Here is a 23,974-nt window from a genome sequence, read left to right as displayed (position 1 = left end):
CTAGTAGACGGTGCCGACGAGCTGCGGGCGACCGCTCTCCTCGTCGACCTCGGGAGCGTCGTCGGGGCCGGCCTGCGCGGCCCGCTTGATCAGGCGGAACTCGACCACGGCGAGCGTGCCGTAGATCGCGGTGAAGGCGAGCAGCGAGATCAGGACCTCGAGGCCGCTCACTCCGGGCGAGACTCCGTCGGCGGTCTTCAGCAGTCCGAACACGAGCCACGGCTGGCGGCCCATCTCGGTGAAGACCCAGCCCACGATCATCGCCATCAGCGGCAGCGGGGCGGCCCAGATCGCGACCTTCCACATCCACTGCTTCGGCTCGCGGCCCTTCCGGGTGAACCAGAGGCCGGCCGCGGCCACGCCGATGGCCAGGACGCCGAGCGCCATCATCCAGCGGAACGACCAGTAGGTGACCCAGATGATCGGCGTGTAGTCGCCGGGTCCGTAGACCTGGGTGTACTGCGCCTGGAGGTCGTTAATGCCCTCGACCGTGCCGGTGAAGGTGTGCGTCGAGAGGAAGGAGAGCAGGTAGGGGATGCGGATCGAGAACAGCTCGCTCGAGCCGTCCGGCGTGCCCCAGGTGAAGACGGAGAAGGAGGCGTCGACGCCCGTGGAGGTCCTGTAGAGCGCCTCCGCGGCCGCCATCTTCATCGGCTGCGTGTCGACCATCGCGAGGCCGAGCGAGTCGCCGGTGAACAGGGTCAGGCCGCCGCTGACGAGCATCATCCAGGCGCCGAACCTCAGCGCGGGGCGCATGGTCTCGAGGTGCTGGTTCCGCGAGAGGTGGTAGGCCGCGACGCTGATGATGACGGCAGCCGAGACCATGAAGCAGGCGAAGATCGTGTGCGGGAACGCGGCGAGAGCGACCTTGTTGGTGAGGAGCGCCCAGATGTCGGTGAGCTCCGCGCGGCCCTTGGTCTCGTTGATGCGGAAGCCGACCGGGTTCTGCATGAACGCGTTCGCGGCGATGATGAAGTAGGCCGAGAGCGTGGTGCCGAGCGTGGTCAGCCAGATGGTGGCCAGGTGCAGCTTCTCGGGCAGCTTGTCCCAGCCGAAGATCCAGAGGCCGATGAAGGTCGCCTCGAGGAAGAAGGCGAGCAGGCCCTCGAACGCCAGCGGGGCCCCGAAGACGTCGCCGACGAAGCGGGAGTAGTCGCTCCAGTTCATCCCGAACTGGAACTCCTGGACGATCCCGGTCACGACGCCCATCGCGAAGTTGATCAGGAAGAGCTTCCCGAAGAACTTCGTCAGCTGCAGGTAGTGCACCTTCCCGGTGCGCACCCAGCAGGTCTGGAAGATCGCGACGGTGAGCGCCATGCCGATCGTGAGCGGCACGAACAGGAAGTGGTAGATCGTCGTCAGACCGAACTGCCATCTCGACAGCAGGAGCGGGTCCAGGAGTTCGTTCACAGCTCCGAGAGTAGGTCGGCGGAAGGGGTCCGACGGCCTCCGATCCCAGTACTGGGGCGGATGTGCGGCCTTCCGCGAGCTCCTGGCGGCACCCTTTCCGGGGTGGCCCCGGACGCCCCTCCGAGCGCTCCCGCCGACCGGTCGCTCGACGTCGAGACAGTCCCTCTCGACGTCGAGGGAGTCCACCGCGCGGCGACTGCCGAGCGGGGCTCGCCTCCGTCGGACCAGCCGCCGCCGGCCTCTCGACGCCGAGCGATCAGGCGGGCGACGGAGCGCTGAGACTTCCTCTCACGGGCCTTCAGCGGATTCCCAGGCGCACATCCGCGAGATCGGCTCTGGGAAACCGTTCAAGAGACTCCCGGGGCCGATGCCGAGGCGCCGTCGGCGGGCGCCCCGCGGTCAGCCGGCGTCGACGCGCGAGCGGGAGCCGGAGAACCAGGCGGGCGCCTGGAAGCCGTACTTCAGCACGGGCAGGTCGCGGGTGAGGCGCCAGTAGCCCAGTGCTGCCGCGACGCCTATCCCGCAGACCAGGAGCGGCACGACCGGCCCGATGACGTCGAGCCAGCGCTCTCCGTCGAAGAACAGCAGGGCGCTCGTGGCGAGCGAGACGAAGAGGACGTGCACCACGTACACCGGGAGCGTGTTGCGGCCGATGAAGGTGATCCAGCCCGCGCCGCGCCGGTTCGAGAGGAAGCGGGCGACCACGAGCCCGGCGAGGACCGCCAGCACGCTCACCAGGACCAGCCCGATCGTCAGCAGCGGGAAGCGGGCGCGGACGGCGAGGATCACGCCGGCGAGCACGAGGAACAGCACGCCGAAGCCGACTCCGCTGAGGATCCCGCGGCGCTCCACGAACGCGATCACCGCGTTCCGCAGGTAGAGGCCGAGCAGGAAGAACATCAGGTAGCGGGCCATGCCGTCCCAGGCGATGTTCCCGGTGCCCTCGGAGGTGCTGGAGCGGACGGCGTACCAGACCACGGCGATCGCGGTCGCGATGCCGATCTGCACCCGCCAGTCGATCCGGCCCTGCGCGAGCTTGGCGGCCACGAAGAAGATCGTGAGCGCGTAGAGGAACCAGAGCCCGTTGTGCGGCATCACCGGCTGGAGGAGCAGCGCGAGCGGGTCGGACTCGTCGGTGCCGCCCGGGTTGGGCACCACCAGGAAGAAGAGGAACCGCACCACGGACCAGAGCAGGAAGGCCCAGACCAGCAGGCTCAGCCGCGAACGCCAGAGCTCCGGCCACGACCGGGTGAGCACGGAGCCGGCGAACAGCCCCGAGGCGAGGAAGAACAGCGGCATCCGGAAGGTGATGAGGAGGAGATTGATCTCGTTCCACGAGTCGGGGGCGATCCCGGCCGTCGTGGTCCACTGCACGGAGTGGGCCAGGGCGACCAGGATGATCGCGATGCCTTTCGCCGTGTCCACCCAGGTGATGCGTGCGCGTGCCATGAGTCCTCGTCGTGATCGTCTATCGGAAGTCGGCCGGCGGCGACGATGGCGATGGCGATGTGCAAGTGTCGCACGGCTGTGCATCCTCTGTGATGTTCTGCGCGTATTCGATCACGGCGATCCGGTGACGGAGAGACGGCCACCGGGTGCGCGGGTCCTCGGACGGCCTCCTCGTGGACGACGCGCCCCCGCCGATGCCCGAGGATCGAGCCATGACTCGAGCGACGCCCTCCGGCTCCGCCCCCGGCCCCCGCCGCATCCGCCTCCGCCTCCTGGTCGCGCTGCTGGTGCTCGCGCTGGTCCTCGCCGGCGCGGGCATCGCCCTCTCGCTCGCCTCGCGGAGCGGAGGCGCGGGCGCTCCGGCCGCGAGCTCCCCCGACCCCGGCCCGACCTCCTCCGTCGACATGGCCGAGCGCGTCGCCGGTCTCGAGAAGCGCTTCGCCGCCGGGTTCCCGCAGCACAGCATCGTCCTCACGGGCAGCTCCACGATCGGCCGCTGGACGACCTCCAAGGAGGACCTGCGTCCGCTCGAGACCTACAACATCGGGATCGGCGGCACGACCGTCGCCGATCACCTCGCGTGGCTGGACCGCATGGTCGTCCCCTTCGATCCCCGCGCCGTGATCGTGTACGTGGGAGCGAACGACATCAGCGGCGAGGAGGGCTCGCGCACCGGCGCCCAGACCGCCGGCGCCGTCGTCGAGTACCTCCAGCGCGTGGAGGAGGTCGCCCCCGACGCCGAGCTGTTCTACGTCGAGATCGCGGAGACGCCCGCCCGCGCCTCCGTCGGCGCCGAGGTCCGCGCCGCCAACACCGCGGTCAGCGCCTACGCCGAGACGGACGACCGCGTCACCTTCGTCCCCACCGCCGACGCGCTCGTCACCTCCGACGGCTCTGTCGACCCCTCCCTCTTCGTCGACGACGGCCTGCACTTCGACGAGGCCGGCTACGCCCGGTTCTCGGAGGCGGTCCGCGCGGTGGTCCTGCCCGCTCTGGAGTGAACCGGCGGGCCGACGCACTGCAGCCCCGCTCGACGTGAGCGGCCCGGGGACACCGCGCCCGGAGCCCCCAGTGTTGACCCTGAAGGGGGACACGGCCCCTCCGCCGCGCGCGCCTATCCTGGCCCCGCGTCATCGCCGACAGCGCCCTCTGCACCGCCGCAGACCGCCGCTCGCTCAGCAGCGCCGACCGTCTCGGAGTCACCGATGCCCCGCTCGAGGATCCGCCCCCGCGGTCTCGCCCTGCTCACCGTCCTGGCGATCACGGCCGCCGCGCTCGTCGCCGGGCCCGCGGGTCCGGCGTCCGCCGCTCCCGTCGTGCCCGCCGGCTTCACCGACTCCCGGGTGGCGGCCGTCCCCGCGCCGACCGCCCTCGCCTTCACGACCGACGGGCGCACCCTCGTCTCCTCGCAGACCGGAGCGATCCGGGTGATCCGCGGAGGCAGCCTTATCGCCACCCCGGCCCTCGACCTGCGCTCGAAGGTCTGCGCCAACGGCGAGCGCGGCGTGCTCGGCCTCGCGGTCGACCCGGCACCGGGCTCGCGCACCGTCGTCGTCTACTACACCGCGAAGGGCTCCGACTCCTCCTGCCCGACCAACGCCGGCGGCACGGTGAACCCGGCGGGAGCCCCGCGCAACCGCGTCTCCTCGTTCCAGCTCGGCACCGACGACCGCATCGACCCGGCCTCCGAGCGCGTCCTCCTCGACGGCATCTACTCCCCCGCGAGCAACCACAACGGCGGCGACCTCGCCATCGGCAAGGACGGCCTGCTCTACGTCAGCGTCGGCGACGGCGGCTGCGACTACCGCGGCGGAGTCGGCTCGCCGGGCGGCAGCGGCTGCGGCGGCCGGAACGACGCCGCCCGCGACCCGAACATCCTGAACGGCAAGATCCTCCGGATCACCCTCACCGGCGGCGTCCCGGCCGGCAACCCCTACCTGGGCACCGGGACCGCCTCCTGCCGGCTCGCCCCGGCCGCCGAGGGCCTGCGCTGCCGCGAGACCTTCGCGAGCGGCCTGCGCAATCCGTTCCGGATGGCCTTCGACCCGAACGCGACCGGCACCGTCTTCCGCATCAACGACGTGGGCCAGGACGCCTGGGAGGAGATCGACCAGGGCGTCGCCGGCGCCGACTACGGCTGGAACACCCGTGAGGGCCACTGCGCGAAGACCGGCTCGGCCTCGAACTGCGGAGCCGCGGCGCCCGCCGGGCTCACCGACCCGGTCCACGACTACGCGCACAGCAGCGGCTGCGCCTCGATCACGGGCGGCGCCTACGTCCCCCGCGGCGTCTGGCCGGCCGCCTACGACGGCGCGTACCTCTTCGGCGACTACGTGTGCGGGAAGATCCGGACCCTCGGGCGCACCGGCGCGGCCGGCGACCTCGTGACCGGCCTCGGCGGCAGCAGCGCCGTCGCCATGGCCTTCGGTCCCTCGCGCGGGACCCAGGACCTCTTCTACACCAGCTACGCGAACGGCGGCGAGGTCCGGCGCCTCGCCTACACCGCCGCGGCGAACCGCGCTCCGACCGCGGCCCTCACCGCCGCCCCCTCCTCCGGCGCGGCTCCTCTCGCCGCGCGGCTGAACGGCTCGGGCAGCAGCGACCCGGAGGGCGGTGCCCTGACCTACCTGTGGTCGTTCGGCGACGGCACGCCCGACCGCATCACGACCGGCCCGACCTTCACCCACAGCTACGCCGCCGGCAGCTGGACCGCGTCCCTCCGCGTCCGCGATCCGAAGGGAGCCGTCTCCGCCCCCGCGACGACGAGGATCACCTCAGGCGACAGTGCCCCGACGGTGAGCATCACCGCACCCGCCGACGGAGGGGTGTTCGTGACGGGCCGGAGCTACGGCCTCCGCGCCACGGCGACCGACGCCGAGGACGGCGTCCTGCCCGCCTCGGCGCTCACCTGGACCGTCCAGCGCCGCCACGCTCAGCACACGCATCCCTTCCTCGGGCCGCTGACGGGGAACGACCTCTCCTTCGTCGCCCCCGGCCCGGAGGACCTCGCCGCCGCCGCGGACAGCGACCTCCTGATCAGCGTCACGGCGACGGACTCGAGCGGAGTGTCGACGACGGCGACGCGGACGTTCTCCCCGCAGAAGGTCTCCGTCACCCTGGCCACCGCTCCCGCCGGCCGGACGGTCGTCGTCAACGGCACCGAGGTCGCCGGAGGCACGACCGTCGTCTCGTGGGCGGGCTCGGCTCTCCAGCTGGAGGTCCCGGACCAGACCGACGCGTCGGGCACGGCCTACCGGTTCTCGTCCTGGTCGGACGGCGGCGCCGCCTCGCACAGCGTCGTCACTCCCGGGAGCAGCACCACGCTGACGGCGACCCTCGTCGCCGCCGGGCTCCCCGGCGCGCCGACCGCGGTCACCGCCACGGCGGGCTCGGACGGCACGGCGACGCTCGCGTGGTCGCCCCCCGCGGGGACCGGCGGCTCGGCGGTCACCGGCTACCGGGTGTCGCGCGACGGGTCCGACACAGGCGGAGCCGGAGCCTGGAGCGCCGTGGTCGCCGCGACCAAGCGCTCGCAGACCTTCACGAAGCTGGTCCCGGGCCGCAGCTACACCCTCTCGGTGCAGGCGGTCACGGCGAACGGCACCGGCCCGGCGGCCTCCGCGCTCGTCGCCGTCCCCTGACCGCTCGGCGTCCACCGGCCTCCCGGGCGCAGCCCTGCCGCCGCCCAGCCGTGCGCCCCTACGATCGAGCCATGCCGAGCATCCGGAGCCGCCGTCGGCCCCAGCCCTTGATCGAGTCCGCGGCGGGCGGGGGCGCCCGGTGAACGACACCCTCACCGGGATCCTGGACTTCGTCGTCAGCGTCCCCCCGGTCTGGCGGACGCTCCTCGCCGGACTCGCGATCTTCTTCGAGACCACGATCCTGGCGGGCCTCGTCGTCCCCGGCGACACGATCGTGATCGTCAGCGCGACCGGCGTGACCAGCCCGCTGCAGTTCGCGGCGCTGGCCGTCACGGTCGTCATCGGCGCCCTCTGCGGCGAGTCCGTCGGCTTCTACCTCGGCCGCTGGTTCGGGCCGCGGATCCGCGCGTCGCGCCTGGGACGCCGGCTCGGCGAGAAGAACTGGCTGAAGGCCGAGCGCTACCTCGCGCGGCGCGGCGGGTTCGCCGTGTTCCTCTCGCGCTTCCTGCCGGTGCTGCACTCGCTGATCCCGCTGACGGTGGGGATGAGCGGGATGCGCTATCGGACCTTCATGGCCTGGACGATCCCGGCGTGCGTGCTCTGGTCGTCCGCCTACGTCGGCGTCGGCGCGGCCGCGGCGGGCAGCTACCGGGAACTCTCGGAGAGCCTGCACGGCGCCGGCTACGTCTTCGTGGGCGTCATCGTCGTCTTCGCCCTGCTCGTGCTCCTCGGGAAGAAGCTCCTGAACAGAGCGGAGGCGCGTCACCTCGACGAGTGACGCGCCTCCGGGCGTGGATCCGGGGAGGATCAGTCGACGAGACCCGCCGACTTCAGCCACTCGCCCGCGATCGCGGACGCGGACTTCTGCTCGTTGACGCTCTCGGAGTTGAGGGCGACGAGGTCGTCCGCCGTGAGCTTCGCGCTGACCGCGTTCAGCACCTCGGCCGCGTCGTCCGTGATCTTGCTCGAGACGATCGGCACGACGTTGTCGGCCACGAACAGTCCGTCCGGGTCCTCGAGAGCGACGAGGTCGTTCTTCTGGATGTTCGGGTCGGCCGTGTAGACGTTCGCCAGCTGGATCTGGTCGCTGGTGAGCGCGTCGACGGTGGTCGATCCGCCGCTGTCCTCGATCGCCTGGAAGGTGGTCGTGATGCCGTACTTCGACTGCAGGGTGTCGGGCCCGTAGGGGCGCGTCTGCAGCTCGGAGTTGCCGCCGACCACGATCGGGTCGGTGACGTTCTTGAGCGACGCGATGTCGGTCAGGTCCCACTTGTCGGCGAAGGCCTGGGTGACGGTGTACGAGTTCTGGTCGCTGGCCTCAGCGGCGTCGAGGGCGCGGAGGCCGTCGGGCAGCGCGTCGCCGAGCGCGGAGTACACGTCGTCGGCGGTGGTGGCCGTCGCGTCGGGCTCGAGCGCCTGCAGGAGGCTGCCGTCGTACTCCGGGAAGACGTCGATGGATCCGCTCTCGATCTCGGGCAGGTAGATCTCGCGCTGGCCGATGCGCAGCTGGCGGTCGACGGTGAAGCCGTCGTTCTCCAGCGCCTGCGCGTAGATCTCGGCGAGGATCTCGTTCGAGTAGTAGTCCTGCGAGCCGACCACGATGGTCTCGCTGCCCGCAGTCGCACCCGATCCCTCATCGAGCGGATCGCTCGAGGAACACCCTGCCAGTGCCACGACGGCACCGACCGCGAGTGCGCTGAGCGCGACACGGCCCTTCGTGAAATGTGCTGTGAACATTGCTATTTCCCTTCTTCGATGGGGATTCCCATCACCGCGCGTCGTCGGGGCGACGAAGCGCGGGAACCTGTGCGGCCGGCGGTGCCGGCCAGGCCGAGCACGACTCCGCGCGGCACGGCGAGCCGCTGGAGGAGGGCGAACAGGACCTCGCTGAGGAGCGTCAGCACGATCACCAGGATCGAGCCGGCGAGCATCTGCGGGTAGTCCCCCGACTTCACTCCGCGGAAGATGTACTGCCCGAGGCCGCCGGCGCCGATGTAGTCGGCGAGCGTGGCGGTCGCGATGATCTGCAGCGCCGCCGAGCGGAGCCCGCCGATCAGCAGCGGCAGCCCCAGCGGGATCTCGACCTTCGTCAGGATCTGCCACTCGGTCATGCCCATCGAGCGCGCCGCGTCGACCGTGCGGCGGTCGACCGCCTCGAGCCCGGAGTACGCGCCGGCGAGCACCGACGGGATCGCGAGCACGACGAGGGCGATCACCGGAGCGCCGAGGCCGAGCCCCAGGCTCATCGCCGCGAGGACGAGCACGCCCAGTGTCGGCAGGGCGCGCAGGCCGCCTGCGACCGGCACGGCGATGCCCTTGCCGCGCCCGGTGTGCCCGATCAGGTAGCCGATCGGGATCGCGATCGCGGCCGCGATCACGAGCACCAGCAGGCTGATGCCGACGTGCTGGGCGACACGGGTCGGGATCGCGTAGACCCCGGTCCAGTGCGCGGGGTCGGCGATCCAGGCGAAGGCCTCGGCGATGAGGTTCACGACGTCACCGCCCTCTCGACCGCGACCGGTCTGCGCGAGCGGCGCGTGCGGTCCAGAGCCGTCCAGGGCATGAGGAGACGGCCGATCAGCACCAGCAGTCCGTCGAGTACCAGCGCGAGGACGATCGTGAGGACGATGCCCGTGACGATCTCACCGGTGATGCCGCGCTGGAAGCCGTCGGTGAAGAGCAGGCCGAGGCTCTGGATCCCGAGCACCGCGCCGACCGTCACCAGGCTGACCGTGCTGACCGTGACCACGCGCAGGCCCGAGAGCAGGACCGGACCGGCCAGCGGGAACTCGACCCGCCAGAAGCGCGCCCAGCCGGAGTAGCCCATCGCGGTCGCCGACTGGCGGACGTCGTCCGACACCGCGCCCAGTGCGTCCGAGGTGGTGCGGACCATCAGCGCGACGCCGTAGAGGGTGAGGCCCGTGATCACGTTGGCGGTCGAGCGGAGCGGGATGCCCAGCAGCACCGGCAGCAGGATGAACATGGCCAGCGAGGGGATGGCGTAGAGCACGCCGAGCCCTGTCAGCAGGGTGCCGCGGCTCCAGCGGTAGCGGTTCGCGAACCAGCCGAACGGCAGCGAGACGAGGAAGCTGAGCAGGATCGGCGGGACCGACAGGGCCAGGTGCGCCAGCAGGTTCGCGACGATCGCGTCCGTGTTGTTGACGACCCAGTTCACGCGGCGGGGCCGTCCTGCGCGCGCAGCACTCCGGTCGGGCGCCCGTCGCCGTCGACCACGATGCGGGCGCCGTCGCGCTCCTCGATCCGGAGCGAGCGCTTGCCGCGGTCGGCACCGACGAAGCCGGCGACGAACTCGCTCGCGGGGTTCGCCAGGATCTCGGCGGGCGAGCCCTTCTGCGCGATCCGGCCGCCCTTCTCGAGGATGACGACCTGGTCGCCGAGGAGGAACGCCTCGTCGATGTCGTGGGTGACGAAGACCACGGTCTTGTCGAGCTCGTCCTGGAGCCGCAGGGTCTCGCGCTGCAGGTCGGCGCGCACGAGAGGGTCGACCGCGCCGAACGGCTCGTCCATCAGCAGGATGTTCGGGTCGACCGCCAGGCCCCGCGCCACCCCGACGCGCTGCTGCTGGCCGCCGGAGAGCTGGCTGGGGTACCGGGCGGCGAGCGCACGGTCCAGTCCGACCGTGTCCATCAGCTCGAGCGCGCGGGCGTGCGCCTGCTTCTTGGCGACCCCGTTCAGCCTCGGCACGGTCGCGATGTTGTCGATGACCTTGCGGTGCGGCAGGAGGCCGGAGTTCTGCATCACGTAGCCGATGCGGCGGCGGAGCGCGACGGCGGGCAGGGACGAGATGTCCTCGCCGTCGATCTCGATGGTGCCGGAGGTCGGCTCGATCATCCGGTTGATCATGCGGAGGATCGTGGTCTTCCCGCAGCCCGAGGAGCCGACGAAGACGGTCGTCTGCCGGGAGGGCAGCACGAGCGAGAAGTCGTCGACCGCCCGCGTGCCGTCCGGGTACTGCTTGCTGACGTTGCGGAACTCGATCACGAGGCCGCCCGCCGTCCGGCGATGTGCGCGCCGATCTGTCCCTGGTCCACGACTGTGCCCGCTCTCGCTCCGCGCGTCCGGCCGTTGCACGGCCCGCGGCCCCGAACGGGGCCAGGCGGCAAGGAAAACACCAATAGCAGCCGCCTGCCAACCCGGACCGCGAAGTGTTGCGGGATGTTCCGGGAGCGACTAGGGCCTTGACAGTCCTAGCCGGTCAGGACTCCTCGACGGCTCCGTAGTGCGAGGTCATGTAGTGGCGCAGCAGCGAGCGGCTCTCGTCGATGAAGCGCTGGTCGCCGTTGGGGTCGATGAGGAACGCCCGCGTGAGCAGCGCGTCCGCGACCTCGATGGTCACCTCGAGGCGGAAGGACAGCTGCGCGCCGCCCGGGAGGCCGTACTCGGACGCGAGGATCTCGGCGAAGCGGCGGGCGAAGAAGCCGGCCTCGAACGCCTCGCCCGCGACCTCGGGGGCGTGGATCGTGTCGACGAAGCGGATGGAGCGGAAGCCCGGCTCGTTGCGGTGCATCTCGCAGAAGGCGTCGATCGCGCAGTCGACCGCGCCCCACCAGTTGCCCGGGTGGGTGTCGCGGATCTCGGTGATGACGCGGCGGCGGAAGCGCTCGAGGGCCCGCTCGCGCAGCGCCTGGAGGACGGCGATGCGGTCCGGGAAGTAGCGGTAGACCGTGCCGATCGCGGCTCCCGCGCGCTCGGCGACCATCGCCGTGGTCAGGCGGTCGAAGCCGACCTCGTCGACGACGGCGGCCGCCGCGTCGAGCAGCGAGGCGAGACGGGCGGCGCTGCGCACCTGCACCGGCTCGTTGCGGACCTGGGACGATTCACCGAACGGTCGATCGACGAGGTTTCCAAGAGGCACGGCGGGCTCCTTCGGTCGTGGTTCCTACAATCGTACGCACGGCGGCCGCCGGTCGGGGTCGTCTCATCGAAAGTCCCTCGTGTTTCGCGCCCCCGGAAGGGCGACGGCTCCGCGGGTCCGATACACCCGGGAGAAACCATGTGCGGACGCTTCGTCCTCTCGCAGACCACCGCCGACCTGGTGGCGCTCTTCGACATCGACGAGCCGGGCGCCGACCTTCCGGAGCCGTCCTGGAACATCGCGCCGACCCAGCGGATCGCCGTCGTCGCGGAGTCGATGAAGGGGGTCGAGGAGGGCAGCCCGCCGCGGCGCCGGCTCGCCGGAGCCCGCTGGGGCCTGGTGCCCCGCTCCGCCGCCGACCCGTCCGCGGGGCCGCCGCTGTTCAACGCGCGGATCGAGTCCGTCGCCGAGAAGCCGTCGTTCCGCGAGTCCTACGCCTCCCGGCGCGCGATCGTGCCCGCCTCGGGCTGGTACGAGTGGCGGGTCGGCGCGGACGGGGCGAAGGCACCCGTCTACGTCTCGCCGGGCGAGGGCTCGCTCCTCCTGTTCGCCGGTCTCTACGAGTGGTGGCGCTCGGCCCAGCCGGGCTCTCCGTGGCTGCTCTCGGCGACGGTCCTCACCCGCCCCTCCGCCGGGCCGCTCGCCGAGGTGCACGAGCGGATGCCCGTGCTGCTGCAGCCGGAGCTGATCGAGGACTGGCTGGACCCGGCGCCCCCCGGGGACGGCGAGCTGCTGCGCGCGGCCGCCGAGGGTGCGGCCGAGCTGGCCGAGGAGCTCGAGGTGCACGGCGTCGGTGCAGCCGTGGGCTCCGTCTCGGCGAACGGCCCCGAGCTGATCGAGCCCACCGGAGCCTGACGATCGCGTGAGAGCGCGATCCGCGGTCCGGCATCCGGTCTGACAGACTGGGCGGATGCCGCTGACGCCCGAGAGCAAGCCCCTGAGCGCAGGCAAGGCGGAGGTCATGCACCGCGCCGCCCGCCTCGAGGACCGACTCCACTCCTTCCGGATGAGGCGCGTGAAGCGCAAGGGCTACGTCCCGAGGGTCATCCCCTACACCGGCTACGGCTCGACGACGCAGCTACGCGTCCTGGCCCGCGTCCTCTACACGCGGCCGACCCCTCCCGGGGTCGAGGAGGTCCGCCCCGTCGAGGGCGTGCGCGGCTGGCGGAGCTTCACCAGCGTCTTCGTGAGCGGGGCCGTCGTGACCGTCGAGGCCGACGGGCAGACCCACCGGGTGACGGCCGACCGCGGCGGAGTCGTCGACGCGGACCTCCCGATCACGCTCGAGCCCGGCTGGCACACCATCACCTTCTCGACCGCGGGCTCGAAGCCCGTCGAGGCGCCCGTCTTCATCGTGCGTCCGGAGTCGCGGCTGGGCGTCGTGTCGGACGTGGACGACACGGTGATGGTCACCGCGCTCCCCCGCCCCTTCGTCGCCGCCTGGAACACCTTCGTGCTCGACGAGCACGCCCGGATGCCCACGCCCGGCATGGCGGTCTTCCTCGACCGCTTCGCCCGGCAGTACGAGGGCTCCCCGGTCATCTACCTCTCCACCGGCGCGTGGAACGTCGCCCCGGCGCTCACCCGCTTCCTGTCGCGGCACCTGTACCCGGCCGGAGCGCTCCTCCTGACCGACTGGGGCCCGACGCACGACCGCTGGTTCCGCAGCGGCAAGCAGCACAAGGAGATGAACCTCCGCCGACTCGCGGCCGAGTTCCCGGACGTGCGCTGGCTGCTGGTCGGCGACGACGGGCAGCACGACGAGGAGATCTACTCCGACTTCGCGGACGAGCACCCCGACAAGGTCGCGGCGATCGCGATCCGCCAGCTCTCCACCGGCGAGGCGGTGCTCGCGGGAGGCCGCTCCAAGGCCGAGGACCGCTCCCTGACCAGCGGCACGACCTGGGTCTTCGCGCCCGACGGCGCGGGCATCTCCGAGCAGCTGACGGAGCTCGGCATCCTCTGATCCCGGACCGGCTCCGGGAACGACGGAGCCGTCCGCTCCCCGGGGGGAGGGACGGCTCCGGTCGATCGGCTCGGACTACGCCTGGTGGGCGGCCTGCAGGTCGAGGGTGATGGTGACCTTCTCGCCGATGAGCACGCCACCGGTCTCGAGGGCCGCGTTGTAGGTCAGACCGAAGTCGGTGCGGTCGATGGTGGCCTTGGCGGTGAGGCCGGCCTTGTAGTTGCCGTAGGGGTCGGTGCCGAAGCCGCCGAACTCCACCTCGAAGGTGACGGGCTTGGTGCTGCCCTTGATGGTGAGCTCGCCGTCGACGAGGAAGTCGTCGCCGTTCGGGCGGACGGCGGTCGAGACGAAGTGGATCTCCGGGTACTGCTCGGCCTCGAAGAAGTCGCCGGTGCGGAGGTGGCCGTCGCGGTTGGGCTCGTTGGTGTTGACGGAGGCGACCTCGGCGGTGGCCTCGACCTTGGAGTCGAGCGGGTTCTCGCCGGTGGTGAACGTGGCGGTGAAGCGCTCGAACTTGCCCTTGACCTTGCTGATCATCAGGTGGCGGACGCTGAACGCGACCTCGCTGTGGGTGGGGTCGATGACCCAGGTGCCGGCCTTGTAGCCGGGGATGGTGACGGTGTCGGTCATGGTTTCTCCTCGAGTGTGACGGTCGTCGCGGGGAGAGCGTCCCCGTCCGATGTATGCAAGCGCATCGACGTCGATCAGTATTCCATGTAGCGACAACTATTTCATCCACGTTCCGTCGAAGGATCGGCGGACACCGCGTGAACACGGAGCGCCGCACCCCGGACGGGGGTCGGTGCCGCTCCCCAGAGCGGTCGTCAGCGGTCGGCGGGAGCCGGGTTGCGGATGCCGAGGAGGGAGACGACGCCGCCGGCGACCAGGAGGGCAGCGGTCGCGACGGCGGCACGGGAGAAGCCCTCGACGTCGAGCGAGTCTCCGACCACGAGCGAGGTCGCGGCGATGGCGACCAGCCCGGCGATGCGCGAGACCGCGTTGTTCACGGCGGAGCCGACTCCGCTGTGCCCGTCCTCGACCGCGCCGAGGATCGTCGAGGTCAGCGGGGCGACCGTCACCGCGAGGCCGAAGCCGAAGAGGAGGATCCCCGGGAGCAGCTGCGTGGCGTAGTCGGCGCCCTCGTCGACGAAGGAGAGCAGGAGGAACCCGGCCGCGGCGATCAGCGGTCCGACGCCCATGAAGAGCCGCGGGCCGAACCGCGCCGACAGCGACCCGGAGACCTGCGAGAGCAGGAGCAGCAGGATCGTCGGCGGGAGCGTCGCGAGCCCGGCCAGGGTCGCCGAGAAGCCCAGGGTCTGCTGCAGGAACAGGCCCAGCGCGAAGAAGCCGAAGGAGAGCGCGCCGTAGACGAACGCCGTCGAGACGTTGCCGACGGTGAAGTTCCGCGACGCGAAGAGCGACAGCGGCAGCATCGGATGCGCCGCGCGCCGCTCCCACACGACGAACGCGACGAGGGCGGCGACTCCCCCGATCAGGGCGGTCAGCACGAGCGGATGCTGGACCCCGAGCCGCTCCTGCTCGATCAGCGCGAACACCGGCCCTCCCAGGCCGATCACCCCGAGCACCGCGCCGACGCCGTCGATCGGCACCCGGGTCCCCGGGTCGACCGCGCCGAGCCTGCGCAGCAGGACCAGCGTCACCGCGATCGGCAGCAGGTTGAGCGCGAAGACGTACCGCCACGAGCCCGCGTCCACCAGCAGGCCGCCGAGCACGGGGCCGGCGATCGTCGCCGTGCCGGTCCAGGCCGTCCACGCGCCGATGGTCCGGGCCTGCGCGGCGCCGTGGACGGTCGCGATGATGAGGGCGAGCGAGCTGGGCACGAGGATCGCGCCGGCGGCGCCCTGGAGCATCCGCGCCACGATGAGGACCTCGGCGGTGGGGGCCAGCGCGCACAGCAGCGAGGTGACACCGAAGCCGATCAGGCCGATGGTCATGCTGCGGGCCCGGCCGATGCGGTCGGCGAGCGAGCCGGCCACGAGGATCAGCGCGCCGAGCGTGATCAGGTACCCGTCGACCACCCACTGCTGCACCGCGAGCCCACCGCCGAGCTCCCGGGTGATCGCGGGCAGGGCGACGTTGACGACGGTGCCGTCGAGGAAGGCGACGAAGGAGGCGAGGACGGCCACCACGAGCACCGCGCGGCGGCGCGTCTCGGCGGAGTCGGCGGAGGCGGTCATGCTCGGGCTCTGGTCACCCGCTCACCGTACCGGCGGCCGCCGCTCCCGGGGCCGGGAGGGCGGGCATCCGGGCCCCCGAGCGCGGCCGCACGACGGATCCAGACTCGTCGCCTACTCTCGTAGCCATGTCTGCGCAAGGAACCGCCCGCGGCGGCGTGCTCGCCCGGGTCCTCGGGATCGTCGGAGCCAGCCTCGCCGGGGGCCTGCTGATCACGGTCGGGGTCACTCCCGCCCTCGCCGTCACCGGTCTCGCCGAGAACAACCCGATCGGGCTGTTCGAGACGGTGCCCGAGTACCTCGAGCTCGGCCAGCTGGCCCAGAAGACCGAGATCTACGCGAAGCGCACCGACGGCTCGGACGAGCTGCTCGCCTCCTTCTACGCGCAGAACCGCGAGGAGGTGGCCTTCGACCAGGTCAGCCAGTCCGTGAAGGACGCGGCGGTCTCGACCGAGGACCCGCGCTTCTACGACCACGGCGGCGTCGACCTGCAGGGCACGATCCGCGCGGTGCTCAGCAACATCGTCGGCGGGGACCTCCAGGGCGGATCCTCCATCACTCAGCAGTACGTCAAGAACGTCCTCGTGCAGAAGGCGGAGTCGCTGAGCGCGACCGACGAGGCGGCCTCCGAGGCCGCCTACGAGGAGGCGACCGCGACCACTCCGAGCCGCAAGCTCAAGGAGATGAAGCTCGCCGTCGACCTCGAGAAGAAGTACAGCAAGGACGACATCCTCCTCGGCTACCTCAACATCGCGGGATTCGGCGGGCAGGTCTACGGCATCCAGGCGGCGGCCGAGTACTACTTCTCGACCACCGCGGCCGACCTGAGCCTGGCGCAGGCCGCGAGCCTGATCGCCACGGTCAACAACCCCAACGGCCTCAGGATCGACCAGCCCGAGAACATCCCGGACAACAAGATCCGCCGCGACTACGTCCTCGACCAGATGCTGCAGGAGGGGAAGATCTCGCAGGCCGACCACGACGCCGCCGTCGCCGAGGAGGTCGTCCCCGCGATCACGCAGACGCCCACGGGCTGCCAGACCGCCGGCAACGCGGCCTTCTTCTGCGACTACATCACCCGCGTCGTCCAGAACGACCCGGCGTTCGGCGACGACGCGGACACCCGCCTCGCGAACTTCCAGCGCGGCGGCTACAAGATCTACACGACGCTCGACCGCGACCTGCAGGACACCGCGGCGAACGCGACGAACAACGCCGTCCCCAAGGTCCCCACCCTCGACACCAACATCGGCAGCGCGACCGTCTCGATGGAGGTCGGCACCGGCCGGATCCTGGCGATGGTGCAGAACAAGGACTACGACGCGGCCGGCGCCGTGAACGGCGCGAACTTCTCCGCCGTCAACTTCAACACCGACACGGCCTACGGCGGCTCCGCCGGGTTCCAGGTCGGATCGACCTACAAGGTGTTCACGCTCGCGCAGTGGCTCGCGAGCGGACGCACCCTGAACGAGACGATCAACGGCCGCGAGCGCACCTTCTCGGGCTTCCCCGCCAGCTGCGCGCCGGGCGGCGAGCTCGACACCTCCTACGAGGTCAACAACGACGACAGCGAGAACGGCAGCTACAGCGTGCTGACCGGCACGATGCAGTCGATCAACACCGTCTACGTCTCGATGGCGCAGCAGCTCGACCTCTGCGCGATCCGCGACCGCGCGGTCGGCTTCGGAGTGAAGGCCGCCGACGGCGGCGAGGTCGACTACAAGCCGTCCGCCGTCCTCGGCTCGGACACGCTCATCTCCCCCCTCTCGATGGTCACCGCCTTCGCAGGCTTCGCCAACAACGGCACCGCCTGCTCCGCGATCGCCATCGACTCGATCACCGACGCGACCGGCGCCGCCGTCCAGCCGCCGACCTCCACCTGCAACCAGGCCCTCAGCCCCGAGCTGACGGCGGTCGCGAACTACGCCCTGCAGCGCGTCGTCACCGGCGGCACGGCCGCCCAGTCCGACCCGGACGACGGCATCGAGCACATCGGCAAGACGGGCACCACCGACAACGCGGAGTCGACCTGGATGGACGGGGCGAGCTCTCGCGTCGCGACCGTGGTCTGGGTGGGCAACATCGACGGCCACACCTCGATGCGCGAGGTCCGCTTCCCGAACTCGGAGCTCGAGAGCCGCCCGTACGCCTCCAACATCCGCCACTACATCTGGAACTCGGTGATGACCCGCGCCGACCAGAAGTACGGCGGAGACGACTTCGAGGAGCCCAGCAGCGCCCTGCTGAACGGCCGCCAGATCGCCGTGCCGACCGTCTCCGGCCGCTCGGTCGACGACGCCACGGAGGCGCTGGAGGACCTCGGCTTCGACGTCGAGGAGGGGGCGACCATCGACTCGTCGCTCCCGGCCGGCGTGGTGGCGGGAACCGACCCGGCCGCGGGCACGACCGTCGCGCGCTACTCCGACATCGCCCTGCTGATCAGCAACGGCTCGCAGGTCCCGGCTCCCGCCACCCAGGCACCGGCTCCGACCGGCACGGGAGTCCCCGCGACCGAGGCTCCCCCGGCGACGCCCACGGCGACCCCGACAGCGACAGCCACGGCGACTCCGACGGCGGAGGTCGAGGAGTGAGCTTCGACGCGGACTTCCTCGGCGTCCCCGCGGGTGCGCCGCGCCTGAGGGTCGAGCGCCCGGTGCGGCTCCTGCCGTACACGCACTTCGAGGTGCTGCTGGATCCGGAGCGGCGCCTGGCCGTCTCGACGGCCGTGAACATCGACGGCGCGCGCCTGGTCGAGCTCGGCCGAGGCGACGACTGGCACCTCGACGACCGCATCCCCGCCTCCGAGCAGACCGGGCCGGAGGTGTACGCCCGCAACGACCTCGACCGCGGCCACCTGGTCCGCCGCCGCGACCCCGTCTGGGGCGACCGCGACGAGGCCGCCGCGGCCAACCGCGACAGCTTCTGCTACACGAACGCCGCGCCCCAGGCGAGCGGCTTCAACCAGTCGCAGGAGCTGTGGCTCGGGCTCGAGACGCTGGTGCTCGAGTACGCGCAGACCTGGCGCACGCGCCTGAGCGTCTTCACCGGGCCCGTGCTCGCGGACGACGACCCGGTCTACCGCGGTACGGGCATCCCCCGCCGCTTCTGGAAGATCGCGGCGTGGAGCCCGGACGGATCGACGCTCGCGACGAGCGCTTACCTGCTCGACCAGAGCGAGCTCGTGGAGCGCGTGCGCGAGGGCCTGGTGCCGCTCGGCGGCTTCAGGACGTTCCAGCTGCCGGTCGCCGCGATCGGCGAGCTGACAGGTCTCGACGTGGACCTCCTCGCCGCGGCCGACGTGCTCGGCTCGGCAGGACTCCGGCCGGAGCCGTGGCGCGAGATCGTCGAGCCGTCCGATGTGGCGAGCGGCCTCCTCCCCCGCTGAGGCTCCGCCGGGGGCAGGATGAGCGGATGAGCACCCCCGTCCTGGTCGAGATCACCTCCGGCGCCGTCGTCCTCCGCGACCCGGAGGGTCCGCTCGTCCGCGTCGACGAGGCGGGCTACCTCCGCGGCGACGGGGTCTTCGAGACCGTCGCGGTCCTCGACGGACGTCCCCGCGCGCTCGGCGAGCACCTCGCGCGGCTGGCCGGATCGGCCCGGGCCGTCGGGCTGACGATCCCGGAGGCGCCCCTCTGGTCCCGAGCGGTCGACCTCGCCGTGGCGGAGCACGACCGGGTCGACGACCTGACGGTCCGCTTCATCGCCGCCCACGGCTCGAGCGACTCCGCCCGGTGCACCGTGCGCGCGGCTCCGACTCCCGACTCGAGTGCGCTCCGGGAGAAGGGCGCGGCCGTCGTCGTGCTGGACCGCGGGTACGCGAGCGGTCCGCTCGCGCCGTGGCTGCTCCCGGGCGTCAAGACCACCTCGGGCGCCGTCACCCGGGCGGCGCTGCGCGAGGCGGCGTCCCGGGGCGCGGACGACGTGGTCTGGCGCACGAGCGACGGGCTTCTCCTCGAGGGGGCGACGTCGAGCCTGGTGCTCCTCGGCGACGGGGTGCTCGCGACGCCGCTCTCGGACAGCGTGCTCGCCGGCACGACGGTCGAGCGGGTCCTCGCGCTGGGCGAGCGCCGCGGGCTCGCGTCGTCGCGCCGCGAGCTGCCGGTCTCGGCGCTCACCGGTGCCGATGCGGCGTGGCTGGTGTCGAGCACCCGGCGGGCGATCCCCGTCCGCTCGGTCGACGGCGCACCGCTCGCGATCGACGCGGGCCTGACGGCGGCGTTCGAGGCGGGGCTGCTCGCCGGCTGATCGCGTCCGCGGCTCGGACTCCCTGCGCGTCAGGCCGCTGCGGCCAGCGCGCGGGAGGTGTGCGGGCCGACGCCGGCCTCCTCCGCGTCTCCGAGATCGGCGAGCGTGTCGACGTCCAGCCTCAGCGTCGACGAGCCTGGCAGCACGACGACGGCGCAGCCCGCGTCGCGGTGCCGGGCCAGAGAGCCCGGGCCGAACGCCGGAGCGACGAGGGCTCCGGCCGCCAGCAGGAGCGCCGTGGTGCCGCTCCCCTCGCGGTCCGGGACGACGGCCGGGAGCGACCGCGTCGCGAGCGCCTCGGAGAGGTCCGACGGCAGCAGGGCGGGCAGGTCCCCGGTCAGCACGATCACCGGGGCGCCCGGCCGGCGATGGAGGGCGGCCTCGGCTCCCCCGGACACGGCGGCGTCGAGGGTCCCCGGGTCGGGCACCACCACCAGCTGCGGGTGCTCCGCCCGTGCGCGGTCGGCCGCACCGGCGTCGGAGGTGACCAGGAGAAGGCTCGCCACCGGCTCCGCGGCGGCCACGGCGGCGAGCGTGTCCAGGAGGAACGCCTCGGCCAGCGCCGCGCGGCCCGGCACGTCGAGGCGCGTCTTCGAGCCGCCGCGGCCCTTGAACACGACGACCGCGCTCCAGCCGGTCACGCGCGCTCCTCGCGCGAGGCTGCTCCGGCCGCGAAGCCCTCGGCGAAGGCCTCGTCGGCGCCGAGGCGGAACATGTCGTCGGGGCCCGTGCGGGTCAGCGTGCGGGCACCCGGGCTCTCGACCCTCGTCACCAGGCGGGCGAGCCCGCGGACGACGGCGACGGGGCGTCCGCTCGCCTTGCCCTTCACCAGGTCGCCGAGCGCGGCGATCTCGTCCGCGACGGCCGGCATGGTCACTCCCAGCGTGCGCCCCAGGGCGTCGACCCCGCCGCGGAGGTCGTCGATCACGAGGACGCCCGCGGCTCCGATGGCCGCGTCGGTCTGCCCGACCCGCCAGGCGCGGCCCAGGGTGTCGCTGACGAGCACGCCCACCTCCACGCCGAGCCGCTCCCGGAGGCCCGCGCAGAGGGCCCGCGCCGAGGCGTCCGGGTCGAGGGGGAGGAGGAGGACCGTCCCCTCCGCGACGTTGCTGGCGTCGACTCCGGCCGCCGCCTGGACGATCCCGAGGCGGTTCTCGACGATGCGGGTGACGCCGGAGCCGTGCGCCCGGGTGGCGACGACGCGGACGGTCTCGGCCGTGATCGCGTCCTCGCGGTCGGTCGCGGCGACGATGCGCCCCTCCGCCTTCGAGACGATCTTGCTCGTGACGACAAGGATGTCGCCGTCCGCGGGCCGGTCCTCCTCGGCGGCGGCGGCGACGGCCGCGAGGATCAGCTCGAGCAGGTCGTCACCGGGAGTCACCTCCGGGATGCCGTCGAGGGCCCAGGCCTGCACGCGCGTCTCGCTCACCGGTCCATTCTCCCGGCTGCCGCGGGCGCCCGGGTCCACGGCCCGGGATCGCCCGAGTGGACGATCGGCGGCGCCTCAGCCGGCGGCGAGGTACGCGGCGACCGCGGGCGGCACGTAGGGGGCGACGTCGCCGCCGAGGGAGGAGACCTGCCTCACCAGCGAGCTCGACACGTGGGCGTGCGCGGGATCGGGCAGGAGGAACACCGTCTCGACGTGCGCGAGGTTGCGGTTCACGATCGCCATGGGGGTCTCGTACGCCACATCGACCTGCGAGCGGATGCCCTTCACCAGGATGCTCGCGCCGACGTCGGTGCAGTAGTCGACGAGCAGGCCCATGCTCCACGAGGCGACGACGATCCGTCCCTCGACGCCCGCGTCCGCGATCGACTGCTCGATGAGCGAGACGCGCTGGGCGATCGGCAGCAGCGCGGTCTTGGCGGGGTTGTGCACCACCACGACGTGCAGCTCGTCGACCAGGCGCGCGGCCCGCTCGATCACGTCGAGATGACCGAGGGTCACGGGGTCGAAGGAGCCGGGGACGACGGCGATGCGGGCCATGCCGACAGAGTAGCGGGCGGGCACCGCCTAGCTCTTGGCGAGGAACTCCCGGTCGCGGTCCTGCACGCGGCGCTCGAGCGCGGCACGGAGCCGGTCGTGCGCGGCGAGCGACGGGTCCTCCGCGAGGAGCCGCTCGGCCAGCGCCCGCGCCTCCACGATCACGTCGGCGTCCTGCACCACCCGCAGCAGGCGGAGCGACGAGCGCCCGCCGGACTGCGAGTCGCCCAGCACGTCGCCCTCGCGGCGCAGCTCGAGGTCGACCTCGGCGAGCGCGAAGCCGTCGAGCGTCGCGGCGACCGCCTCCACCCGCTCGCGCGCGACCGTCCCCGCCTCCGCCGCCGTCACGAACAGGCACACCCCCGCGACGCCGCCGCGCCCGATGCGCCCGCGGAGCTGGTGCAGCTGCGAGACCCCGAACCGCTCCGCGTCGAGCACGACCATCATCGAGGCGTTCGGCACGTCCACGCCGACCTCGATGACCGTCGTCGACACCAGGACGTCGATCTCCCCCGCGGCGAAGGAGCGCATCACGGCGTCCTTCTCCTCCGTCGTCATCCGCCCGTGCAGCGCGGCCGACCGCCGCTTCCCGAGCAGCGGATGCGCGCGCACGCCCTCCAGCGTGGCCGCGACGGTCGTGAGCGGCGCGGCGGCGTCCTCCTCGGGCGGCTGCGCGCCCTCGGCGGGCTCCCCCGGCTCGATCGCCGGGCAGACGAGGTAGACCTGGTGGCCCGAGCGGATCTCCTCCTCGGCGCGCTCCCACGCCCGCGCAATCCACGCGGGATGGTCGGCGAGCGGGACCACGTGGCTCGTGATGCCGGGGCGCCCGGCGGGCAGCTCGCGGATGGTCGAGGTGTCGAGATCGCCGAAGACCGTCATGGCGACGGTCCGCGGGATGGGCGTGGCCGTCAGCACCAGCACGTGCGGCGGGGTGGCGCCCTTCCGGCGCAGGGCGTCCCGCTGGTCCACGCCGAAGCGGTGCTGCTCGTCGATCACGACGAGGCCCAGGTCGTAGAAGGAGACCGCGTCGCCGAGGAGGGCGTGCGTGCCGACGACGATCTTCGCCGTGCCCGAGACGATCCGGAGGAGGGCAGCGCGGCGCTGCGCCGCCCCCAGCCCGCCGGTGAGGAGGGTCGGCACCAGCTCGGCCGCGAGCTCCGGGCCGAGGGTCCTCGCGATCGAGCGGAGGTGCTGCCCCGCGAGCACCTCGGTGGGAGCGAGCAGCGCCGCCTGCCCGCCGCTCTCGGCCGTGGCGAGCATCGCCCGGAGCGCGACGAGGGTCTTGCCGGAGCCGACCTCGCCCTGCACCAGCCGGGTCATCGGGCTCTCGGCAGCCAGATCGGCGGCGATCTCGTGCCCCACCGCGGTCTGGTCGCCGGTGAGGGCGAAGGGCAGCGCGGCGTCGAAGCGCTCGAGCAGCCCGCCGGGGCCGGGCACGCGGGCGGTCGCGGGGCTGCTGCGCGCCGAGGCCCGGCGCTCGAGCAGGGCGAGCTGCAGGAGGAACGCCTCGTGGAAGCGGAGCGTCTCGCGCGCCTGCGCCTCCTCGCCCTCCCGCTGCGGGCGGTGGATCAGCTCCAGCGCCTCGCCGAGGCCCAGCAGCGAGCGGCCGGCGCGCACCTGCTCGGGCATCGGGTCGGGCACGTCGCGCAAGCCGTCCAGCAGCACGCCGATCGCGGCCTGGAGCTGCCAGCTCGAGAGCGCGCTGGTCGCCGGGTAGATCGGGATCGGCCGCTCGGCCCAGTCCTTCGCGAGCTCACCGCCTCCCGTCTCCGTCGCGGCGGCCTCCTCGTCGTCGAACAGACGGTAGTCGGGATGCGTGAGCTGCGGGGTGTCGCGGAACATCGAGACCGTGCCCGCGAAGATCCCGCGCACGCCGCGGTGGAGCTTCGCCGCGCGCCAGGGCTGTCCGAAGAACGTCAGCGAGAGCGTGCCCGAGCCGTCCGAGATGACGACCTCGAGCAGGGTGCCGCGCCGGTTGCGCATCGGCCGCTCGCGCACCTCGCGGACCTCCGCCACGATCGTCACGCTCTCTCCCACGGGGAGACGCGAGAGCGCCGTCAGCTCGCCCCGCTTCGCGTAGCGGCGCGGGTAGTGGCCCAGGAGCTCGCCGACCGTGCGGTACCCGAAGGCCTTCTCGACCGCACTCGCCGTGCGCGGCCCGATCAGCGGCGCGAGCGAGGCGTCGAGGGGGTCCGGGATCACCTAGCG

At 72.4% G+C, this 23,974-nt stretch carries 21 protein-coding genes; 8 read left to right on the top strand and 13 right to left on the bottom strand.

Annotated elements, in window-relative coordinates; translation table 11 throughout:
• Together C5C99_RS06630 and C5C99_RS06625 are read right to left on the bottom strand one after the other, a co-directional pair.
• The gene (locus C5C99_RS06630; protein WP_104233758.1) at positions 1-1,410 is read right to left on the bottom strand and encodes a cytochrome ubiquinol oxidase subunit I; all 1,410 of its coding nucleotides are present in this window, start codon (positions 1,408-1,410) and stop codon (positions 1-3) included.
• A gap of 399 nt (positions 1,411-1,809) precedes the next feature.
• On the bottom strand, positions 1,810-2,859 hold the full coding sequence (locus C5C99_RS06625) for an acyltransferase family protein (RefSeq protein WP_181074561.1): 1,050 nt from the start codon (positions 2,857-2,859) through the stop codon (positions 1,810-1,812).
• Between the two features lie 212 nt (positions 2,860-3,071).
• On the opposite strand from C5C99_RS06625, the gene C5C99_RS06620 reads away from it, so the two are divergent.
• The 3 genes from C5C99_RS06620 to C5C99_RS06610 all read left to right on the top strand — a co-directional run bounded on the left by C5C99_RS06620 (position 3,072) and on the right by C5C99_RS06610 (position 7,278).
• On the top strand, positions 3,072-3,860 hold the full coding sequence (locus tag C5C99_RS06620; RefSeq protein ID WP_181065445.1) for a GDSL-type esterase/lipase family protein: 789 nt from the start codon (positions 3,072-3,074) through the stop codon (positions 3,858-3,860).
• A gap of 204 nt (positions 3,861-4,064) precedes the next feature.
• Positions 4,065-6,500: a PQQ-dependent sugar dehydrogenase gene (locus C5C99_RS06615; protein ID WP_104339813.1), complete on the top strand. Its 2,436-nt coding sequence runs from the start codon at positions 4,065-4,067 to the stop codon at positions 6,498-6,500.
• A gap of 139 nt (positions 6,501-6,639) precedes the next feature.
• Positions 6,640-7,278, top strand: a complete 639-nt coding sequence (locus C5C99_RS06610; RefSeq protein ID WP_104223112.1) for a DedA family protein — start codon at positions 6,640-6,642, stop codon at positions 7,276-7,278.
• A gap of 29 nt (positions 7,279-7,307) precedes the next feature.
• On the opposite strand, the gene C5C99_RS06605 is transcribed toward C5C99_RS06610, so the two are convergent.
• The 5 genes from C5C99_RS06605 to C5C99_RS06585 all read right to left on the bottom strand — a co-directional run bounded on the left by C5C99_RS06605 (position 7,308) and on the right by C5C99_RS06585 (position 11,376).
• Entirely contained in the window at positions 7,308-8,237 is a 930-nt protein-coding gene (locus tag C5C99_RS06605; protein ID WP_104223111.1) for an ABC transporter substrate-binding protein, read from the bottom strand.
• 2 nt (positions 8,238-8,239) lie between these two features.
• Positions 8,240-8,992, bottom strand: coding sequence for an ABC transporter permease (locus C5C99_RS06600; protein WP_104225632.1), 753 nt, complete (start codon positions 8,990-8,992; stop codon positions 8,240-8,242).
• The gene (locus tag C5C99_RS06595; protein WP_104223109.1) at positions 8,989-9,675 is read right to left on the bottom strand and encodes an ABC transporter permease; all 687 of its coding nucleotides are present in this window, start codon (positions 9,673-9,675) and stop codon (positions 8,989-8,991) included. The genes C5C99_RS06600 and C5C99_RS06595 overlap by 4 nt, the downstream gene beginning before the upstream one ends.
• The gene (locus C5C99_RS06590; RefSeq protein WP_104225631.1) at positions 9,672-10,502 is read right to left on the bottom strand and encodes an ABC transporter ATP-binding protein; all 831 of its coding nucleotides are present in this window, start codon (positions 10,500-10,502) and stop codon (positions 9,672-9,674) included. Before C5C99_RS06590 ends, C5C99_RS06595 begins: the two co-directional genes overlap by 4 nt.
• A 214-nt stretch (positions 10,503-10,716) precedes the next feature.
• A complete protein-coding gene (locus C5C99_RS06585; RefSeq protein ID WP_104223107.1) occupies positions 10,717-11,376 on the bottom strand; it encodes a TetR/AcrR family transcriptional regulator in 660 nt (219 codons plus the stop codon).
• A gap of 138 nt (positions 11,377-11,514) precedes the next feature.
• On the opposite strand from C5C99_RS06585, the gene C5C99_RS06580 reads away from it, so the two are divergent.
• Complete coding sequence (locus C5C99_RS06580) at positions 11,515-12,231, top strand: SOS response-associated peptidase (protein WP_104255134.1); 717 nt, start codon at positions 11,515-11,517, stop codon at positions 12,229-12,231.
• Positions 12,232-12,286: 55 nt separating this feature from the next.
• Complete coding sequence (locus tag C5C99_RS06575; RefSeq protein ID WP_244230626.1) at positions 12,287-13,342, top strand: App1 family protein; 1,056 nt, start codon at positions 12,287-12,289, stop codon at positions 13,340-13,342.
• Positions 13,343-13,417: 75 nt separating this feature from the next.
• On the opposite strand, the gene C5C99_RS06570 is transcribed toward C5C99_RS06575, so the two are convergent.
• Together C5C99_RS06570 and C5C99_RS06565 are read right to left on the bottom strand one after the other, a co-directional pair.
• A complete protein-coding gene (locus C5C99_RS06570) occupies positions 13,418-13,972 on the bottom strand; it encodes a YceI family protein (protein WP_104339812.1) in 555 nt (184 codons plus the stop codon).
• A gap of 194 nt (positions 13,973-14,166) precedes the next feature.
• On the bottom strand, positions 14,167-15,540 hold the full coding sequence (locus C5C99_RS06565; RefSeq protein WP_104339811.1) for a DHA2 family efflux MFS transporter permease subunit: 1,374 nt from the start codon (positions 15,538-15,540) through the stop codon (positions 14,167-14,169).
• Positions 15,541-15,665: 125 nt separating this feature from the next.
• On the opposite strand from C5C99_RS06565, the gene C5C99_RS06560 reads away from it, so the two are divergent.
• Genes C5C99_RS06560 through C5C99_RS06550 form a run of 3 tightly spaced genes read left to right on the top strand, consistent with a single transcriptional unit; the run spans position 15,666 to position 19,782 of the window.
• Positions 15,666-18,128 carry a transglycosylase domain-containing protein gene (locus tag C5C99_RS06560; protein ID WP_104339810.1) on the top strand — a complete coding sequence of 821 codons (2,463 nt, stop codon included), beginning with the start codon at positions 15,666-15,668 and terminating at the stop codon, positions 18,126-18,128.
• Positions 18,125-18,922: a DNA/RNA non-specific endonuclease gene (locus C5C99_RS06555; RefSeq protein ID WP_258063652.1), complete on the top strand. Its 798-nt coding sequence runs from the start codon at positions 18,125-18,127 to the stop codon at positions 18,920-18,922. The genes C5C99_RS06560 and C5C99_RS06555 overlap by 4 nt, the downstream gene beginning before the upstream one ends.
• 26 nt (positions 18,923-18,948) lie before the next feature.
• On the top strand, positions 18,949-19,782 hold the full coding sequence (locus C5C99_RS06550; protein ID WP_104262532.1) for an aminotransferase class IV: 834 nt from the start codon (positions 18,949-18,951) through the stop codon (positions 19,780-19,782).
• 29 nt (positions 19,783-19,811) lie between these two features.
• Here C5C99_RS06550 and cofC read toward each other — a convergent pair whose 3' ends face one another.
• The 4 genes from cofC to C5C99_RS06530 form a co-directional block, all read right to left on the bottom strand.
• A complete protein-coding gene (gene cofC / locus C5C99_RS06545) occupies positions 19,812-20,423 on the bottom strand; it encodes a 2-phospho-L-lactate guanylyltransferase (protein WP_104225626.1) in 612 nt (203 codons plus the stop codon).
• Entirely contained in the window at positions 20,420-21,211 is a 792-nt protein-coding gene (locus C5C99_RS06540; RefSeq protein WP_258063651.1) for a coenzyme F420-0:L-glutamate ligase, read from the bottom strand. Before C5C99_RS06540 ends, cofC begins: the two co-directional genes overlap by 4 nt.
• Before the next feature lie 75 nt (positions 21,212-21,286).
• Positions 21,287-21,769 (bottom strand): pantetheine-phosphate adenylyltransferase, encoded by a 483-nt coding sequence (gene coaD, locus C5C99_RS06535; protein ID WP_104337471.1) that lies wholly within the window; start codon positions 21,767-21,769, stop codon positions 21,287-21,289.
• 27 nt (positions 21,770-21,796) lie between these two features.
• Positions 21,797-23,968, bottom strand: coding sequence for an ATP-dependent DNA helicase RecG (locus tag C5C99_RS06530; protein ID WP_374953730.1), 2,172 nt, complete (start codon positions 23,966-23,968; stop codon positions 21,797-21,799).
• Between the last annotated feature and the right edge of the window lie 6 nt (positions 23,969-23,974).

Origin of the sequence: Rathayibacter sp. AY1C4 (assembly GCF_002932195.1) — a bacterium.
Taxonomy (GTDB): domain Bacteria; phylum Actinomycetota; class Actinomycetes; order Actinomycetales; family Microbacteriaceae; genus Rathayibacter.
This window is presented reverse-complemented; position numbering and strand designations above follow the sequence as displayed.

Bases quoted from the DNA above. Each gene is read 5' to 3' on its own strand.
- C5C99_RS06615 (WP_104339813.1), top strand. From the start codon at position 4,065: ATGCCCCGCTCGAGGATCCGCCCCCGCGGTCTCGCCCTGCTCACCGTC.
- C5C99_RS06605 (WP_104223111.1), bottom strand. From the start codon at position 8,237: ATGTTCACAGCACATTTCACGAAGGGCCGTGTCGCGCTCAGCGCACTC.
- C5C99_RS06550 (WP_104262532.1), top strand. From the start codon at position 18,949: ATGAGCACCCCCGTCCTGGTCGAGATCACCTCCGGCGCCGTCGTCCTC.
- C5C99_RS06620 (WP_181065445.1), top strand. From the start codon at position 3,072: ATGACTCGAGCGACGCCCTCCGGCTCCGCCCCCGGCCCCCGCCGCATC.
- C5C99_RS06575 (WP_244230626.1), top strand. From the start codon at position 12,287: ATGCCGCTGACGCCCGAGAGCAAGCCCCTGAGCGCAGGCAAGGCGGAG.
- C5C99_RS06580 (WP_104255134.1), top strand. From the start codon at position 11,515: ATGTGCGGACGCTTCGTCCTCTCGCAGACCACCGCCGACCTGGTGGCG.
- C5C99_RS06565 (WP_104339811.1), bottom strand. From the start codon at position 15,540: ATGACCGCCTCCGCCGACTCCGCCGAGACGCGCCGCCGCGCGGTGCTC.
- C5C99_RS06625 (WP_181074561.1), bottom strand. From the start codon at position 2,859: ATGGCACGCGCACGCATCACCTGGGTGGACACGGCGAAAGGCATCGCG.
- C5C99_RS06570 (WP_104339812.1), bottom strand. From the start codon at position 13,972: ATGACCGACACCGTCACCATCCCCGGCTACAAGGCCGGCACCTGGGTC.
- coaD (WP_104337471.1), bottom strand. From the start codon at position 21,769: ATGGCCCGCATCGCCGTCGTCCCCGGCTCCTTCGACCCCGTGACCCTC.
- C5C99_RS06560 (WP_104339810.1), top strand. From the start codon at position 15,666: ATGTCTGCGCAAGGAACCGCCCGCGGCGGCGTGCTCGCCCGGGTCCTC.